Origin of the sequence: Providencia sp. PROV197, from assembly GCF_028479625.1 — a bacterium.
Lineage (GTDB): Bacteria > Pseudomonadota > Gammaproteobacteria > Enterobacterales > Enterobacteriaceae > Providencia > Providencia vermicola.
Genome location: NZ_JAMPNZ010000015.1, coordinates 22,928 through 41,650, shown reverse-complemented (window position 1 = coordinate 41,650; position 18,723 = coordinate 22,928). Strand labels below are relative to the sequence as shown.

The following is an 18,723-nucleotide window of genomic DNA, read 5'->3' as shown; positions in this document are numbered from 1 at the left end:
GCGGGCAGATAATCCAAACATGTACAATTAGCTAAAGAAATAACGTTGATTCATTGCGGCTTCGCTAATCGGCTGGCAAGTTGCATGTTCACCATTTACTTTTACAGCAAAGGTTTCAGGGTCAACTTCAATATTTGGTGTCTCACCGTTACGCACTAAATCACGCTTTCCAATCGCTCGGCAGTTATTGACAGCAACCACTTGCCGCTCAAGGTCTGCTTTTTCTTTAATGCCATCATCTAAAGCAGCTTGTGAAACGAAAGTCACACAAGTGTCGTTAACGGTTTTACCCATTGCACCAAACATTGGACGATAGAACACTGGCTGTGGTGTTGGCAGGGAAGCATTCGGATCGCCCATTGCTGCCCAGTTGATCATGCCACCTTTAATAACCAGTTTAGGTTTAGCACCAAACATACGTGGGTCCCATAATACGAGATCCGCCATTTTGCCGACCTCAATGGAGCCTAGAATATGGCTGATACCCTGAGCAATCGCTGGGTTGATGGTGATTTTTGCCACGTAACGTAGGACACGGAAGTTATCATTGCCTGGCGCATCTTCAGGCAGCTTGCCACGAGACGCTTTCATCGCGTTGGCTGTCTGAACAATACGTAACCAGTTTTCACCCACACGCCCCATCGCTTGTGAATCACTTGAGAACATCGAAATAGCGCCCATATCATGTAGCACGTTTTCTGCTGCAATGGTTTCAGGGCGAACACGGCTCTCTGCAAATGAAACATCCGACGGGATATTTGGATTCAAGTTATGACATACCATGATCATGTCAAATAACTCTGACTGGCTGTTAACACCGAACGGTAAGGTTGGGTTTGTTGAGCTTGGTAATACGTTAGGCTGGCTAACAACTTTTATAATATCAGGGGCATGTCCACCACCAGCACCTTCTGTATGGTAGGTGTGGATAGTTCTACCTTCAAAGGCTTCGATGGTATCTTCAACATAACCACCTTCATTTAGGCTGTCTGTATGTACTGAGATTTGCACATCAAATTCATCAGCAATACGTAACGCATGGCGAATCGCATTTCCTGTTGCGCCCCAGTCTTCGTGAACTTTTAGGCCAGCAGCCCCCGCAACCAGTTGTTCTATCAGTGGTTCACGAGTATAAGAGTTGCCTTTACCTAAAATACCTACGTTAATTGGTAAACCTTCGATAGCGCGTAGCATGGAGCGCATGTTCCAAGGGCCTGCCGTTACTGTCGTACCGTTAGTTCCATCGGTTGGGCCAATACCACCACCAAAGAAGGTTGTCACACCGTTTGATAACGCCGCATAAGCTTGTTGCGGCGAAATTAAGTGAATATGAGTATCAATACCCGCTGCCGTTAGAATTAAGTGTTCACCGGAGATAGCATCCGTTGATACCCCAACAACCATACCTGGCGTGATGTTATCTTGAATATTTGGGTTACCGCTTTTACCAACACCAACAATTTTGCCTGCTTTAATCCCCACGTCGGCTTTGATCACACCTAAACGCGCATCGACGATGGTGACGTTAGTAATCACTAAATCTAAAACACCGTTATCACTCGTGAAAGTATTATTCGCGCCCATACCATCGCGTAAAGATTTACCACCACCATAGACAGACTCCTCGCCATATCCACGTAAATCTTTTTCGATTTCAATATATAAATCGGTATCGCCTAAACGAATTTTATCGCCAACTGTTGGTCCGAATAAACCGTTGTATTCTTGTCTAGAAATTTTTGGCATGTTATTTACCTTTAACGTTAAGAAGGTGCATTGTTATTTATCATTACTGACATCTAACGCGCTTACTGTTCCTTATGCTTAAAACCACGAGCAATTGCTTTATTTAAAGCGATTGCTTTAGCAGGACGCTCAGTAGCGGCAACGTTGTCACCCGCCCAACCATCAACAAGGTTATTAAACCCATAGACACTTTGCTTTCCACCATAAGGGATCAGAGAAACTTCCACTTCATCACCTGGCTCAAAACGAATTGCCGTTGTAGAAGCAATATTTAAACGCTTACCGTAAGCCGCTGCACGGTCGAACTCTAATGCGTGGTTAACTTCAAAAAAATGAAAGTGGGAGCCAATTTGCACAGGTCTATCACCTGTATTACGAACTTTAATTTTTGTTTCAGGTTTGCCTACGTTGAACTCAATAGGCTCATCTGCAAAAATAACACCACCTAAAGGAGTCGGGGCTTTAATGCTTGTTTTTGAATTACTCATATTTCACCTCACCCTTCATTTATTTAATCGGATTGTGGACAGTTACTAAGCGAGTACCATCAGTAAAAATCGCTTCAACCTGAACATTTGGAATTAAGTCGTCCACACCATCCATAACGTCTTTTTTCGTTAAAACAGTTGCCGCTTCTTTCATCACATCTTCAACGGTTTTACCATCACGTGCACCTTCAAGTGCGGTAACCGTAATAATGGCAACAGCTTCTGGGTAATTTAATTTCACACCACGCGCACGGCGTTTTTCAGCTACGTCTGCGAGTGTGTAAACCATCAATTTTTCAATTTCTCTTGGGGTTAACTGCATAACGCCTCCTCAATTGATAAAGCTTAGTATTGTTAATACTGATAAGTATTCATTTTACGAACCAATAACTCATTTTCATTTGTAAAATATAAATTGAGTTAAATATCCAATAACGACGAGTTAAATAAATAAAATCCTTCTCAATAAACATTCCAATTTAATTAATCCAAATAAGACTGGATACGTATTGGCTATTTATTAAATTCAATTTTTAAATCATATTTATTCACTGGGTCCAATTTATAAATTGTTGTTCGGGCAAAGAATTCCACAGAGATTGAAAACACTTCCCTCCTCCGCCTCGCTTTAATATTTCACTACTGAGTACTTCTTCTAAAACACCATTACGTAATAGCGCAATGCGATCAGCAAAACGCACAGCCATTGCAAGGTCGTGGGTCACCCACAAAACACCTTTACCATCAAAGCAAAGAGATTTGATATGTTGTAGAAGTTGCATCGCATGTTCATCGTCTAGCCAAGATGAAATTTCATCTGCAAGAATATATTCAGCTTGAGAGAGTGTCGCGCTACAAGCGAGTACACGTTTTGCCATTCCCCCAGAAAGCTTATTGGGATAGCTATGGATTAAATCTGCTTGTAAATTATATTGTTGTAAGTGCAACGCGACGTCATGCATTTTAATATGCTGTCCACTTAATACAGCGGCACGTTCAAGTTGAGGGCCTATCTTAATGAGAGGATTTAATGCACTAATCCCTTGAGGGATATAGCACAGTGAATTACCACGATATTGCTGTTTAGATTTTTCTGTTAACTGGCATCCATTTAATACAATATCACCACGACAGCGCATATTTTCAGGTAATAGACCTAAACTACTTTGTAGTAATAAGCTTTTCCCTTCTCCGCTCCCACCTACCAATGCAACCATTTCACCAGGAGCCACATCCAATGAAATATCTTGTAAAAGCGGTGACCACTGTTTTTTGCCTAACCAGCGGAATTTCGCAACATCAATCGTAAGGTTATCAAAACTTAACATCAATCGCTCCTCAACCATAATTGTTGTACCGCTTTAGCAAACTGATCAAATAACAGCACTAACCCAACTAATGCAATGCCTGGAAACACAGCTAACCACCATGCACCTGTACTTAAGTAACGCAATGCATCTGACAGCAAAATACCTAACGATGCTTCATGTGGAGACAAACCAAAACCCAAAAAACTCAGTGCCGCACTATGTAATATCGCATGTGGAAACATTAATAATGACCCCACTAACCATTGTGAAAGGATCATCGGTAAATAGTCATATCGGCATCGGTAGAGCGCACTATTTCCAATCCGTTTCGATAACATGATGTAATCTGTTTGCTGCACTCGGAGCAATTCGGAACGTAAGATCAACGTCAACTTTGGCCAGTGTGTCAACGCAACCGCCCAAATTACCCCCACTTTGCCGCCACCTAATGTAAAGCAAATCAATATCAACAATAACAAGTGTGGCAACGCTAACAACGAATCAATACATCCACGAATAACATAATCCATCGTCTTACTAAAAGAGGATAAACTTGCCATCACTAGCGCTATCACTCCGCTCGATAATGCTGCGATGGTACCAATTTGTAAGCTGGTCGCTATTCCTTGGAATACTCTGTCCCACAAGTCTCGACCTAAATTATCAGTACCAAATAAATGAACCAACGATGGCGCTTGTCGGCGGTCGAGTAAATTCACTTCTACATCAGTTTGGGAAAGCCATGCTGCATAAGCCCCTAAAGCAAATAAGCACAATAAGGAAATAACTAACTTAATTAAGGCCTTATTTGGATTATAAGTCATGGCTCTCGGAGTACTCCTTTGTTCACGCTCTTGAGCAACCTATCAGAGATACTATTACTAAAGAAAATCACTACCGCACATAGCATCACGATCCCCATTAATAAAGGGATGTCACCCCGTAAACCCGCATCAATGGTCGCTTGCCCTAATCCTGGGTAAGCAAACACTTTTTCAGCTAGCAATGCACCACTGAGCAATTCCCCCATTGAGGCAAACTGTAAACATATTGCAGGGGTAATCGCATGTTTTACGACATGAAAGCTGATCATCGGCCATCCTTTATCCCCTTGAGCTTTTGCATAATGGATAAACTCACTGTTCATTACTTCAGCAACTTTAGAACGCGTATGCAGTGCGATATTACCAATACCTAACATCCCTAAAGCCACTACAGGTAACACAAGGTGATGCACTTTTTGTGACAATGTTGATGTTTGTTCATCTAAGCCTATCGGCCAAGCGCAACAAATTGGCGCCCACTGTAATGAAACAGCAAAAAGTGACAATAAAAGTAAACCAACCCAAAAAACAGGAATTGAAGCCAATAAATAAGATAGCGTTGAGATGATTTTATCTGGCCATCTATTTAGGTATCTCCCTGCTATCAACCCAAGTCCAAAACCAATCGCTCCAGAAAATAGCCATGCCGATAATAACAAGGCTAATGAAGGTGCTAACCTATCAGCAATCACTTGTGAAACAGGGGTGTTATAGAGCATGGAATACCCCATATCACCTTGTAATATCTGTGAAAACCAACGCCAGAACTGCATCCATAAAGGCTGATCAAGCCCCCAACGAGCAGCAATCAATGAATATTGCTCAGGGGGAACATGCATTAAATCATTACCAATGTAGGCTTTAATTGGGTCTATTGGTGAATAGCTTAGGAGAATAAAAACCCCAAATGCTGTCACCAATAATAAACAGATAAACCGCAATAAAAGCCCGATGGTTGTCCGCATTACTTGCAGGTCCAAGCCCAGTCATCTACATTATTCAACACTGACCACGAGCCGTGAATTTCAGGTGCGCCCTTTCCTAGCTCGACACAATTATTCAATAAATAAAGATGTTGTACGTTCATTAACCAAGCCCAAGCAGCATCACCTTGAATACCTGTTCCTGTTTTGCCATCCCAATCCACTTTCTGCCAAAATGGAATAGCCGCATCTTGGTCTGGCTGGCGAAGTGCCTCTTCTATCACCTTATCAACAGCTGGATTTTTATAGTAACCCGCATTATAGAACCCTACGCCAGCAGCCTTGCTGCTGTAGTTATGAACCAGTTCCATCGGGTCAAGGCTACCCCAACCAAACAATGTTGGGTTGGCATGCATATATTTTTCAACGGTTTCCCAGCTGCCTGATTTTAAATCCATTTCAATGCCAATTGGCTTTAAGCTTGCTCTCACGGCCTGAGCTAAATCACGACGAGTGCTGTCGCCGCTGGCGTACCAAAGCGTTAGTTTTGCCACTTTGCCATCTTTTTCTCTTAAGCCGTCTTTATTCAGTTTCCAGCCAGCATCATCAAGAATAGTTTTCGCTTTTTCGACATCCCCATCTTTAAATGAAGATTGAGGATTATTCCAAGGCAAGCCTTCAACGCCTGTATATGCAGGGATCGCAAAACCTTCTAACACCGCATCCGCCAATAGCTTACGGTCAATGGCGTAGTTGATCGCTTTACGGATAGCGACATCTGAAGTAATGTCATTTCCAATTGGGTCACCTGCCGCATTTTTCTCTCCCGCAGGTGGAATTGGGAAGGAAATCCCTCGGTTTTCAACACTGTGGCGCTCAATCAACTTCATTCTTTTCACATCTTTTGCATTATTCGCAACGGCTGCAGGAATACGAACAATGTCTAATTCACCACTTTGAGCTGCGGCAAAAGCGCCATCTTCATTCAAGAAGACAAAAACCATTTTATCGAAATCGTTTTTGGGCCCCGCATAAAATGGGTTTCTTTCAACAATTAATTGCTGGCCTGGCTGGAAGTTCACTAAGCGATAAGGGCCTGCCCCGATAGGATTATGTGCGTATTTTTTCGCATCATATTTATCCGCAGAAACAATCCCTAATGAACCTAATACATTAATAAAGGTACTTTGCGGAGCAGATAACGTCATTTTAACGGTAGATGGGTTAACTTCCTCTGCTTTAGCAAAGTTCCCCATATCGACTTTTCCACCACTTGCTGCGGCATTGTTATAGGTAAAAACAACATCTTTTGCGGTTAATGGGGAACCATCGGAGAATTTAAGCCCGTCTTTTAATTTTAATGTCCACTCTTTACCGTCATCTGAATGTTCATATTTTTCAAGCATGTAGCTATGCCATGATAAATCAGCTTTTTGTTTTAATAATGGACTATGCAAAAGTAAATAGCTGCCGTGGCTCCAACCTAACATTGGATCAAACCCCTCGGTTGGCTCAGAGCCTATCGCTAAGCGCAAAGTTTGCGGTTTCTGAGTATCAGTCGCAGCATTTACACTCATCGATAGCCCCATAAAACAAATAGCCTGAATAGCTATTGCTACTTTCTTTTTCATATACCCATCCTAAATTACCAGCTGTATTTAGCAGCTATCCCAACCAGTGGTTCAAATAAACCTACCAATTAGGATAAACTGTAAGAAATAATATATTTGATAACTAATCTGCTTTTTCTCGATATGCGTCTTCATCAAATTCAACGGTATCTAAATTGTCACCAACCGCACTTTGGTCAACTCTGACTGGTGTAAATTTATTGATTATCCAAAGAATTAAGATTGTAAAAACAAAGGACCAAATACTGGTAAAGACAACTGCCACAGTTTGCTTCACAATTTGCATCCCGTTACCTTCAATTAACCCAGCAGGACCTTTCGCATTCCAAACCGTTGATGCAAACACGCCGACTAAAATAGAGCCAGTAATACCACCGACACCGTGCACACCGAATACATCTAATGCATCATCTAAATGACGCCTGACTAAGAAAACACAGGTGTAACAAACGATACTCGCAATAATCCCAATAATTGCCGCAGAACCAATTGAAACATAACCTGAGGCAGGCGTAATAGTGGCTAACCCCGCTACAGCCCCCGTTAAAAAACCAACAAGTTTAGGTTTACCTGTATGGAAACGTTCAATGATAAACCAAGTAATTGCTGCAAATGCCGCGGCAATATCGGTAGTAATAAACGCTGAAACGGTTACGGTATTGACTTGCAGTTCAGAACCCGCGTTAAAACCATACCAACCAAACCACAATAAAGCCGCGCCAAGTGCAATATAAGGAATATTGTGAGTACCATCTGACTTAATGACTCTTTTACCTACATATAATGCTGAAGCAATTGCAGCAAACCCTGCAGTTGCGTGAACGACAATACCACCCGCAAAGTCAACAACCCCCCATTTAGCAAAAATACCATCTGGGCTCCAGACCATATGAACGAATGGTGCATAGACAAATAATGTCCATAAGGTTAAAAAGATGAGATAAGCAGGGAAATTAACTCTATTTGCGAAAGCCCCTGTAATTAAGGCGGGCGTAATAATCGCAAACATCATTTGATATCCAAAATGAACCAGTATTGGCAAACCACCATCATTACCGGTATACATCGTCTGAGGATCAATGTTATTCAAGAATGCATAATAAAGTGGGTCGCCAACAATCCCATTAATTGTAGGACCGAACGATAATGAATACCCAACCGCAAACCAAATAATTGCCACCCACCCCATAGAAAAGAAACTCTGGGACATAATGGTAATAATACTTTTACGCGAAACTAATCCACCATAGAAAAAAGCAAGCCCAGGAGTCATTAGCATAACAAGACTAGTACAAAGCAGCATAAATGCTGTATTTGGGACATCCAAAACTGACAATACATTTTCCATGGATACTCCTAAATTAACATAATGATATTTAAAATTTAGAGATATTTATTACTTCATTAAATGACTAGAATGATTATCACAATTGAAATTACATTCATAATAGAGTGATCACTCAGATAATCAATAAAAAAAAACAAATTAGATAATAAAAAATAATTCATACGTTTTTTAATAATCGATAAATGATTAACCATAAATGACTAATTAACATCGAAAAATAAAAATCATTTTAGCCAGTGAAACATTCATAATTTTCAATCAAAAACAAGGCATCTTCTTAATTAATAACAATCAGATTTAAAAGCATATTTTTTACATTTTCCCGCATTCTTTATTTTAATAGGTATAAAAATAAATCTATCCTCCGAAATCATTCATAAACATTACACTTTCATTACTATTAAATTGAAAAATAGCGTAATTAATTCAGTATACTCAGTTAAAAAACAGAAACCTACACAGCACTAATCAAATAAACTGCAAAAACCATTAGCAACCATAAATACAAAAATAAAACCCCGTAAATTCCTTAAAAGAAAATAAATTAAATAATATTAATTAAAAGAAACCCTACTTAATAAAAAATTCATCATGGTAATTCCAATACCTATAAAGTTAGTATGGTTTTATTACACTTATTTTTAAAAATATAAGAAGGGTTTATTTTTCTTTTCATTATTCAGTGTACTCATTTCATTTTCCACAAATGTACTTATTCTTGATATCTTAAGGTTGCTTCAAGGGATAAGTGCCGCAGCCGCATTTTCTGGGGCAATATCTCATATTTTATTTAATTAACAGCATAAACACATACAGAGTGTTGAAGTTGCCAACAACACCCAATCCCATTTATCTTCTTAATGTTTATGCTTACTAGCCTCTTCATTTGCATTTTGTACATCGTGAAGACCAATCACTATTTGACCATCTTCCTTGATAAATTCACTTTGTTGCTGGTTAGGCAATATATCTAACACTACCTCTGAAGGTCGACACAACTTTACGCCTAGCGGAGTGACGACAATCGGCCTATTAATCAGTAGCGGATACTGCAACATCACATCAATGAGTTGGTCATCTGTATAGCTATCTTTTTCTAAGTTTAATTGCTCATAGGGTTCAACATTTTTTCGTAGTAACGCCCTTACCGTGATTTTCATATCAGCAATAAGTTGCACTAACACATCTTTAGCCAGCGGCGTTTCTAGATAATAAATAATCGTTGGCTCAATACCACTATTGCGGATCATCGCAAGCGTATTGCGTGAAGTGCCGCAGTTTGGATTGTGGTAGATAGTGATCTCATTCATGGGGCTACCTTTAATTTAACAGTGAAAGTCGAAGTACTAAAGCAACGAGTGTGACAATGAGCACAGGGATCGTCATGATAATCCCTGTTTTAAAATAGTAGCCCCATGTAATGGTCATGTTTTTTTGCGATAAAACATGCAACCACAGCAATGTAGCCAAACTACCAATCGGTGTAATTTTAGGCCCCAAATCGGCACCAATCACATTGGCATAAACCATGGCTTGCTGAATTAATCCTGTCGCTTCACTCCCTTCAATGGATAAAGCACCAATTAATACCGTTGGCATATTATTCATAATTGATGATAAAAATGCGGTAATAAACCCAGTACCCAGAGTTGCTACCCATAACCCTTTGTCTGCAAGGTAATTGAGCGCTTCAGAAAGATAATCGGTTAACCCTGCATTTCTTAAACCATAAACCACCAAGTACATACCTAAAGAGAAAATGACGATTTGCCACGGTGCACTACGTAACACTTTTTTGGTATTAATCGTATGGCCTCTGGCTGCAATCACCCAAAGAATTAAGGCGCCAATTGCCGCAATAGCGCTAACAGGAATACCTAATGGTTCTAAGACAAAAAAACCGATGAGCAACAACACCAATACCAGCCAACCTGCTCTAAACGTTGTCATGTCCTTAATGGCTAAAGTCGGTTCACTCAGTTTAGTGATATCATACTGCTTAGGAATATCTTTGCGGAAAAACCAATGCAGCATCGCTAATGTTACAATAATTGCTGCAATATCCACTGGCACCATAATCGATGCATATTCAGTAAATCCAATATTAAAGAAGTCCGCAGAAACGATATTCACGAGGTTTGAGACAATAAGTGGCAAGCTCGCTGTATCTGCAATAAAACCCGCTGCCATGACAAATGCTAATGTCGTGCCTTTGTTAAAACCAAGTGCCAGTAACATCGCAATTACAATGGGCGTTAATATCAAGGCTGCGCCATCGTTGGCAAATAAAGCAGCAACCATTGCACCAAGTAATACAATATAACTAAATAGCAGTCTTCCTTTACCCCCGCCCCACTTAGCAACATGCAATGCAGCCCATTCAAAGAAACCGCTTTCATCTAAAAGCAGGCTAATAATAATTACTGCAACAAATGTCGCAGTGGCATTCCAAACAATATTCCAAACAATCGGAATATCTTGAAAACTGATCACACCAAAGATCAGTGCCAATACCGCTCCTGCCGATGCACTCCAGCCTATACCCAACCCTTTGGGCTGCCATATAACAAACGTAATCGTCAAAACAAAAATTAATGCCGCAATAAACATAACAACCTCGTACTTATTACACTCACAACACATATGTTTTTTCATATGTGTTTATTTAAAAAATTATCTTGCGCAATTACCCATCGAATGTGTTTTCGCTATAGCTGAGAGTAAGTTTGATACCCTCTTTTTTTCTGTTAAATACGTTATATCAATGATATTTTTTACCCACGGTAGTAATGCCGGAGATAATCGATAATGAACCCATTTACCATGTTTTGAATCGAGCAAAAGACCCGATTCTCTTAGCATTGCTAGGTGTCGAGAAGTCTTTGGTTGCGATAAATTTAAGGCCGTATAGATATCACAGACACATAGCTCACCAGATGCTTTCAAAAGCAACACGATATCGAGCCTTGTTTGATCACCTAAAATTTTAAACAGTTGTAGTGGTTCCATATATTCTCCTGAATGCTCTATGGGCATTCTACCCCCTAGAAACATATATGCAAAATCAAATATAACAATAAATACTAAAAAGAATTTTTAAGCTGAAGGATCGCGAGTTAATTTGAAGACCTAATTAGTCGTGTTTCTATAAAACAGTGACTAAGACTAGATTACAAAAAATATACTCGAAAAATCAAATAGTAAGCTAAATATAAAAATAGCGTTTCTACTTCCCCCGCTATTAGTTCTATATCTTGAATAGGGGTAAGTGTGTGAAAAGATCCTTTTTCATGATAAACTTACATTGAAAATATAAAGAGTTAGGTTGATTCAGACTTAGTATAAAAGTAAGCTTAAAACTGGATTTTAGTCATGAAAGAAATCAAAAAAATGTCAGATAAAGACTTTGTTGATACACTAATACAAGAATGGCTGGAAACCGTCCCTACATTGGATTTGAGTGGTTTACCCATTATCGCCCGCATAGTACGTATGAGTCATTATATCTCGCAATTTGTTGATGCGAATTTGGCCCGATACAATCTAAATGTGGGGGAGTTTGAAGTGCTAGCAGCACTTGCTAGAAACCCTGACCGTCAACTTTCCCCCAAAGAACTGCAAAAGAAAATTCTTATTTCCTCTGGTGGATTATCTAACCGAATTAATCGATTAGAAGAAAAGAAATTCATTGTTAGAATTCCAGATCCTGCTGATCGACGTGGTGTTATTGTAAAAATAACACCAGAGGGACGAAAATTGACGCTTGAAGCAGTAGAAACTCACGTAGCGATTGAAAAATCATTAATTCAAGGCTTAGATGCTGAAAATAAAGATCAACTCGCTATGCTACTGAAAAAACTTATTCAATCACAAAAATCTGAGCTCAACGAGAAAAATGGAGCTGAATAAAAAAACACCCCAAAGTTGGAGTAAACTTTAGGGTGCAGCTCACATTGAGCTATTTTCATTCTGACGTAATCATTTCAGCTAAGCTTTTTGCTGGCCCTCAGACTTTAAAACTAACCATAGACCAGCCAAAATCAAACATAATCCTATTACAGCCAGCATATTGACGTTTTCATGCGCAACAACAATCGCAAGGAAAAACGCCACAATGGGCTCAATTAAACCCAACGCCACACCTGTAGGAGCACTGATATGTTTCAATGCTTGGGTATATAACAGATAAGCCACGCCAGTTGTTAATAATCCGAGGTAAAATATCACTGCAATGCTCACCCAACTGACCGTTGGTGTTCCTGCTAATATCCAAGCAATCGGAACCGCAATAAATATAGCAATGCTAAATGTATGCTTAGTAATCGTTAATGGAGAATCAATACTGACCAATTTCTTACTCATCAATGTATAAAGTGCATAGCAAAAACCCGCACTCAAACAAATAAGTAAACCACCTGTATTAATTTGCCAACTACTACTTTGAGAAAGAACCATCCATGTTCCTCCTGCCGTTGCACAAAAAGTTCCAAGCCACCAAAGCAAAGACGGTGATTTCTTCAGAAGAATCGCCTGCATTAAGCCAGCCCAAATAGGGGCACTACCAATCGTTGTAGCCGTTCCTATTGCTATTCCAGTCGCCTTAATACCTGCAAAAAAAGTTAAGTTATATAACCCCATACAGATACCTGCGATAATGATATATCGCCAATATGTCATTGATCCCTTGGCAGAATTATCTGTTTGTTGTTGCTCATTTACGTTTAGTGCTTGGCGGTTTGTAATTCGATAAAAAAACAACAAATGAAAGAATAAACACGCAACAAGCAACCTAAATGCACCAATCCAGTAAGGTGCTGTTGCACCTTGCACAAAACTTTGAGCGGTCCCCGCCGTTCCCCATAAAAAAGCCGCACAAAGCGCCAGCGAGATCCCAATTAAAGATACTTTTTTCATCGTCATTGAATTTTTGCCACCATTTCAATAAAAATATATCTTCACACTAAGATACTTAATGTGAAGATACAAGGGGATTGAAATTAAAGAAGACAAAATAGTAATCATTTATGACAAAAGTCAATAATTGTACGTTTTGTGATTGATATTAAAACACCAATTATTAATATTGATATATCTTCTCGTGAAGATACTTCCAATAAAGAAATAATAATGAGAGGCAGCTATGACTGTTATAATTATCAGTGTAATAGTGTTGATACTAGCGGGTTATGCAATTGCGAAGAACTACGAGGCAAAAATTGTATTATTCACCGCAGGTATTGCGCTGATGCTCAGCGCAGCAATGTTAGGAATGCCTATTTTAGATATAAAACAAAGTACAGGGAATATCTGGCTTGACCCACTAAAACAAATACAACTAGGATTTATCAAACAATTTGGTGGCGCAGGGATCATAATCATGGTCCTATTCGGCTTTTCTTCTTATATGTCACGCATTGGTGCAAACGATGCCGCTGTTCATTTAGTTGCAAAGCCTATTTCAAAAATTCGCTCTCCTTATATTCTAGTTCCAATTGTTTTTTGGCTCGGAAACTTACTGTCGTTAGTGATCCCCAGTGCCGCGTCATTAGCCGTTATTTTAATGGCGACTCTGTACCCCATATTAAGGGCTGCAAAAATGTCATCAATGACAGCGGCGGGGATTATTGCGACCACAGCAACAATTATGCCAACACCATTAGGGGGCGATAATGTTGTTGCAGCTCGCTTACTCGGTTTTGAGCATGTTGTCGACTACGTCACTTTACATCATGCCGTTATCTCTCTCCCCGTTTTATTATTAATGGGTTTTGCCCATTATTTTTGGCAAAAGTATATGGATAAACGGCAAGGCGCATCAGCATTTACTGAAGTTGATGAAAGTAAAATCGAGGGTAATAAAGAGCTACCTCCCTCCTATTACGCCTTATTTCCGCTTGTTCCACTTATTCTAATTATCGTTTTAGGGCTGTGTTTTCGAGAAATCAAAGTAGGGCTTGTTGAAATCACACTATTCTCATTTGTGCTCGCATTTGCCACAGAACTTATTCGTAAAGGCAACCCGAAAGAACAAATGGTTCAAGCAGGACTCTTTTTTAAAGGAATGGGTGAGGGATTTTCTCAAGTCGTTGTCCTGATTGTTGCCGCAGGCACACTAGTAGCAGGTCTTAATGCTATTGGCATCATCGATATGATTTCAGGTGTTGTTAAGAACGTAAATAATGCAGGCGTTGGATTAATGTTTATTTTCTCTGGCTTAACAGCGTTAATCACCTTTATTAGCGGTAGTGGTAACGCGGTGTTCTATTCATTTATTGAATTAATTCCATCTATTGCAAATCAAGCCCATGTTGACCCGATTATGGTTGCTCTTCCAATGCAATTTACGTCTAACTTAGTCCGAGCCATCTCTCCAGTTTCTGCTGTCGTTATTATTGTCGCATCGGTTATCAAAGTGAGTCCTGTTGAAGTAGTAAAAAGAACCTCAGTACCTTTAGCGGTAGGCACGATAGCAACGTTAATTTATGCATATTTTCTGTATGCGTAGAATGGGTTATTAAAAGGAAAACCAAAATGACTACAATAAATAATGCCTCATTAGTTGCATGGCGACGTGAATTTCACCGTTACCCAGAAACGGGTTGGGGGGAATTTTACACCACTGCCACCTTGATTAAACTACTGGAAGAAATGGGACACCACGTATTAACAGGCGAACAGATTATCAACCCTAGTTTTATTCGTGGACGTAACCCATCAATAGTTGAAAAAGCCAAACGCGCAGCCAAAGAGCGTGGCGTAGATGATTCACTACTCGCAAGAATCGGTGACTATACAGGTTGCGCGGTGATCTTCGATACAGGGCGCCCTGGCCCAACGGTTGCATTTCGTTTTGATATTGACTGCGTCAATGTGCAAGAAACTGATACGGCAGAACATATTCCAAACCAAGAAGGCTTTAATTCTACCAACCCAGGTTATATGCACGCTTGCGGCCACGATGGGCACATGGCTATCGGTCTCGGAGTCGCAAAATGGTTGATAGAAAATAAAGATAGCCCACTGAAAGGCGTGATTAAACTTATTTTCCAACCCGCAGAAGAAGGCGTACGAGGGGCAAAACCTATCGCCGAAAGTGGTATTCTCGATGATGTTGATTATTTTGCTTGTGGTCATCTTGGTTGTGATGTCCCGAGTGGCGTAATTGTCGCTGCACCTGAACGTTATCTTTCTACATTAAAAATGGATCTGCGCTTTAAAGGTAAAGCCGCGCACGCAGGAATGGAGCCACATGCAGGCAAAAATGCGTTACTCGCCGCCTGTAACGCAACAATTCAAATTCTAAGCCTACCAACTCACGGTGAAGGAATGACTCGCGCTAATGTCGGAGTATTAAATGCAGGAGAAGGCCGCAATGTGATCCCTTCATACGCGCAAATGCAAATTGAAGTACGTGGCGAAAATGAAAAAATCAACAATTACATGACAGAAGAGGCTTTAAGACGTGCCCGCGGAGTTGCACTCAGTTTTGATGTTGAACTCGAAACTGAGGTCATGGGGGAAGCCGTTGATTTCATTCCTGACGATGAAATGACTGACTATATCACCGAAGTAGCCCAAACCATCCCAGCGGTAGAAAAAGTACAACGTACAATGAATTTTAATGGCAGTGATGATGCCACTCTATTGATTAAACGCGTACAAGCCCATGGTGGAAAGGCGGCTTATTTTGTGATTGGCTCAGACATCAAAGCTGGCCACCATCAAGCCAAATTTGATATTGATGAAAATCAGCTATTCACTGGCTTTTCAATCTTTACAGGGTTACTACAACGCTTATCCGTATAAAAACAGCAAATCAATATAAGCCAATTATAAAACCTTATAGCGGATGATGTTATAAGGTTTTTTTAAGGAAATATGATGAAAAAGACATTATTAAATACATTACTTTCTAGTTTGATTTTATATACCTCTGTTTCACTAGCTGCTGGTGCTATTAAACCCAACGTTACCATTTTAGCCACTGGGGGAACCATCGCAGGAAGCTCAAAATCCAACCTTGATACCACCGACTATAAAGCGGGCTCACTGGGTATTGATGTGTTAATCAATGCTGTGCCGGAGATCAATGATGTTGCTATCGTCAAAGGTGAACAAATTTCTAACACTATCAGTGGCAATATCAGCAGCGAAATCCTATTAAACCTCAGTAAACGCGTTAATCATTTACTAAATGAAGGAAAACAACAAGGCATCGTTATCACTCATGGGACTGATACAATTGAAGAAACAGCCTTCTTCTTAGATTTAACCACTCAAAATGAGCAGCCTATCGTTATTGTCGGAGCCATGAGACCAGCAACTGCTATCAGTGCGGATGGCCCAATGAATCTGCTTGAAGGTGTTGTACTTGCTGCGGATAAGAAAGCTAAAAATCGCGGCGTCATGGTCGTTTTAAATGATCGTATTGGTTCTGCTTTTTATACCACCAAAGCAAACTCAACTACCCCTGATGCATTTAAATCTTATGAACCTGGCTATCTTGGTGTCTTTGTCAGCGGAAAACCTAAATTTTACTATACCCCTGCACAACCCGTTGATCGTACTTTTTTCGATGTCAGTAAGGTAGATAAACTCCCTAATGTCGAAATTATTTATGCATACCAAGACCAGACCCCCGCTATGCTTGATGCTGCTATCAACAACGGAGCAAAAGGAATTATTGTTGCGGGAAGTGGTAATGGAAATGTATCGAGTAACATGGAGGAGGCAATTAAGCAGCTCAGTGATAAAGGTATTCCTGTTGTGATGGCAACCCGAACAGGCTCTGGCTATGTGAGTAGTAAATCATTTGCCATAGGATCTGGCTTTTTAAATCCACAAAAATCTCGCATTCTATTGCAGCTCGCACTTGCAACTGGTGCCGACCTTAAGCAAATATCGAATTACTTTGATAGCCAGCGTTAAAACCATTACTATTTTACGATTAATAGGCGCCTCTAATATAGGCGCCTTTTTATTTATTAATAACTTTAATTCTTAATTAAATTAAATTAAATGTAAAAATTAAAACATAACTCACCAGCCATTTAATTAAATGGATATTAATTTGATTATTAGAAATACGTTTTCTATCTAAATTTTTAAAGACTTTCTTTTTTTGCTAATAGGTAGTAAATAATTGCTGTAATCGGAAATGCAATAAAGAATGCAAAATTATAGCCTATCATACCTGAGATCAATCCAATCACTAGCGCAGTAATACCTGGTTTTCGCCAGTTAGGAATATCATCACTGTATAGATTCTCTAAATTAAGATGGCATTTACGAATAAGATAATAATGCACTAACATAATCGCCAATATAGGGGCGAGTATTGCAGAGAAAATCATTTGTACGTAATCAAGATAACTTAATAATAACCATGGCATCATTAGAATACTAATCAACCCAACTAGCCATGTCGCTTTCGCAAAAGTTAATTTAGGAAAAAAATTAAGCATGATCAATGTTGCGGGGAAAATATTCGCACAAGTATTTACTGTCCATTGCGCAAATACAATAATAATACAACTAACAATTAATATACTCGAGTTATCAGCAAAAGCAATTTGCAACATACCAATTGGATTGTCACTTTTCGTAAGATAAGCACTAATTAATCCTGCGAGAGTCAATAATAACCCCGTACCAACGAATCCGAGTCCAAAGCAAAATATAGTGCGCTTATTACGTGAAAAGAAGCTGTTTGAACTTGTGTTTTCAGGTAGTTTTAACTTTCTGGTTAAGTCGCTACCATTTAGTGCTTCAGATAACCATCCTCCACTAAATATAGCGATAACAGTAACAAAGCTAAACCCAGTCCCTTCTAATGGTGAAGCGGTTATAACCTCTGGTAACGAAATTTGATGTTCTTGCAATAACCAAACGACTAACGACACCAATCCACATGCAAGAATAGGTACTGCTAATGTTCCAAACTTACTCATGCTATCCACATTACGACTTGCATTAAATAACTGCAAAGACGCATAAGTAATAAATATCACCCAGAACATTGAAATTCCTGTGACAATTTCAATAATCGCATTAATCGCTTGTGTTCCTAAAAATAAAATCACACCACACCATGTTAAACAGACAATGGCTCGACATATCGCCCCAATTTTCGCCCCTTGTTTTCCTAAACAGTCGCGAATAAAAATAGTGAAAGGAACGCCATAGCGTGTTCCGATATCACCCGTTAACGTAATTAAAATAGTGACTAATAAAAACCCCAAAAAACATGCCATCAATACTTCTATTGGGGAATATCCTCCTCTTAAAAGTACTTGAGCGGGGATCACTAAGCCAACAACATTAATTACCATTGACGAGCAAAGTACGAGTAAATCACGTGTTTTTAAGGTTCTATCCTTTTCCTGTGTTGGCAAGAGTTCTTCATTGGCTTTAGCAAGCAATTCCTGTGAAATATTCTGTCCATTATTCATGA

General features: G+C 39.6%; 17 protein-coding genes. 4 read left to right on the top strand and 13 right to left on the bottom strand.

Features of this window, described 5'->3' with window-relative positions; genetic code table 11:
• Positions 1 to 27 precede the first annotated feature (27 nt).
• The 11 genes from PR808_RS07780 to PR808_RS07730 form a co-directional block, all read right to left on the bottom strand.
• A complete protein-coding gene (locus tag PR808_RS07780; RefSeq protein ID WP_042848772.1) occupies positions 28 to 1,746 on the bottom strand; it encodes an urease subunit alpha in 1,719 nt (572 codons plus the stop codon).
• Positions 1,747 to 1,808: 62 nt separating this feature from the next.
• Complete coding sequence (locus PR808_RS07775) at positions 1,809 to 2,234, bottom strand: urease subunit beta (RefSeq protein WP_206082861.1); 426 nt, start codon at positions 2,232 to 2,234, stop codon at positions 1,809 to 1,811.
• A 19-nt stretch (positions 2,235 to 2,253) separates the two neighbouring features.
• Positions 2,254 to 2,556, bottom strand: a complete 303-nt coding sequence (locus PR808_RS07770; RefSeq protein WP_206082862.1) for an urease subunit gamma — start codon at positions 2,554 to 2,556, stop codon at positions 2,254 to 2,256.
• 226 nt (positions 2,557 to 2,782) lie between these two features.
• On the bottom strand, positions 2,783 to 3,562 hold the full coding sequence (locus PR808_RS07765; protein ID WP_206082863.1) for an ATP-binding cassette domain-containing protein: 780 nt from the start codon (positions 3,560 to 3,562) through the stop codon (positions 2,783 to 2,785).
• Entirely contained in the window at positions 3,562 to 4,368 is an 807-nt protein-coding gene (locus PR808_RS07760) for an ABC transporter permease (RefSeq protein WP_206082864.1), read from the bottom strand. Before PR808_RS07760 ends, PR808_RS07765 begins: the two co-directional genes overlap by 1 nt.
• Complete coding sequence (locus PR808_RS07755; protein WP_206082865.1) at positions 4,365 to 5,333, bottom strand: ABC transporter permease; 969 nt, start codon at positions 5,331 to 5,333, stop codon at positions 4,365 to 4,367. Before PR808_RS07755 ends, PR808_RS07760 begins: the two co-directional genes overlap by 4 nt.
• Positions 5,333 to 6,922 carry an ABC transporter substrate-binding protein gene (locus PR808_RS07750; protein WP_206082866.1) on the bottom strand — a complete coding sequence of 530 codons (1,590 nt, stop codon included), beginning with the start codon at positions 6,920 to 6,922 and terminating at the stop codon, positions 5,333 to 5,335. The genes PR808_RS07755 and PR808_RS07750 overlap by 1 nt, the downstream gene beginning before the upstream one ends.
• 103 nt (positions 6,923 to 7,025) lie before the next feature.
• Positions 7,026 to 8,270, bottom strand: a complete 1,245-nt coding sequence (locus tag PR808_RS07745) for an ammonium transporter (protein ID WP_206082867.1) — start codon at positions 8,268 to 8,270, stop codon at positions 7,026 to 7,028.
• 857 nt (positions 8,271 to 9,127) lie between these two features.
• Positions 9,128 to 9,580 (bottom strand): glutaredoxin-dependent arsenate reductase, encoded by a 453-nt coding sequence (arsC, locus tag PR808_RS07740; protein WP_272539049.1) that lies wholly within the window; start codon positions 9,578 to 9,580, stop codon positions 9,128 to 9,130.
• A gap of 10 nt (positions 9,581 to 9,590) precedes the next feature.
• Positions 9,591 to 10,880 (bottom strand): arsenic transporter, encoded by a 1,290-nt coding sequence (locus PR808_RS07735; RefSeq protein WP_206082869.1) that lies wholly within the window; start codon positions 10,878 to 10,880, stop codon positions 9,591 to 9,593.
• A 63-nt stretch (positions 10,881 to 10,943) separates the two neighbouring features.
• Positions 10,944 to 11,279, bottom strand: coding sequence for a metalloregulator ArsR/SmtB family transcription factor (locus PR808_RS07730; RefSeq protein ID WP_206082870.1), 336 nt, complete (start codon positions 11,277 to 11,279; stop codon positions 10,944 to 10,946).
• Positions 11,280 to 11,642: 363 nt separating this feature from the next.
• Between PR808_RS07730 and PR808_RS07725 the strand changes: the two genes are divergently transcribed.
• Positions 11,643 to 12,179, top strand: coding sequence for a MarR family winged helix-turn-helix transcriptional regulator (locus tag PR808_RS07725; protein ID WP_206082871.1), 537 nt, complete (start codon positions 11,643 to 11,645; stop codon positions 12,177 to 12,179).
• A 78-nt stretch (positions 12,180 to 12,257) separates the two neighbouring features.
• Here PR808_RS07725 and PR808_RS07720 read toward each other — a convergent pair whose 3' ends face one another.
• On the bottom strand, positions 12,258 to 13,190 hold the full coding sequence (locus PR808_RS07720; protein ID WP_206082872.1) for a DMT family transporter: 933 nt from the start codon (positions 13,188 to 13,190) through the stop codon (positions 12,258 to 12,260).
• A 220-nt stretch (positions 13,191 to 13,410) separates the two neighbouring features.
• Between PR808_RS07720 and dcuC the strand changes: the two genes are divergently transcribed.
• The 3 genes from dcuC (at position 13,411) to PR808_RS07705 (ending at position 17,198) form a co-directional block, all read left to right on the top strand.
• Complete coding sequence (gene dcuC / locus PR808_RS07715) at positions 13,411 to 14,775, top strand: C4-dicarboxylate transporter DcuC (protein WP_206082873.1); 1,365 nt, start codon at positions 13,411 to 13,413, stop codon at positions 14,773 to 14,775.
• A gap of 26 nt (positions 14,776 to 14,801) precedes the next feature.
• Positions 14,802 to 16,076 carry an amidohydrolase gene (locus PR808_RS07710; RefSeq protein ID WP_206082874.1) on the top strand — a complete coding sequence of 425 codons (1,275 nt, stop codon included), beginning with the start codon at positions 14,802 to 14,804 and terminating at the stop codon, positions 16,074 to 16,076.
• Between the two features lie 72 nt (positions 16,077 to 16,148).
• The gene (locus tag PR808_RS07705) at positions 16,149 to 17,198 is read left to right on the top strand and encodes an asparaginase (protein WP_404462689.1); all 1,050 of its coding nucleotides are present in this window, start codon (positions 16,149 to 16,151) and stop codon (positions 17,196 to 17,198) included.
• 176 nt (positions 17,199 to 17,374) lie between these two features.
• On the opposite strand, the gene PR808_RS07700 is transcribed toward PR808_RS07705, so the two are convergent.
• Positions 17,375 to 18,721, bottom strand: a complete 1,347-nt coding sequence (locus PR808_RS07700; RefSeq protein WP_206082876.1) for a cytosine permease — start codon at positions 18,719 to 18,721, stop codon at positions 17,375 to 17,377.
• Between the last annotated feature and the right edge of the window lie 2 nt (positions 18,722 to 18,723).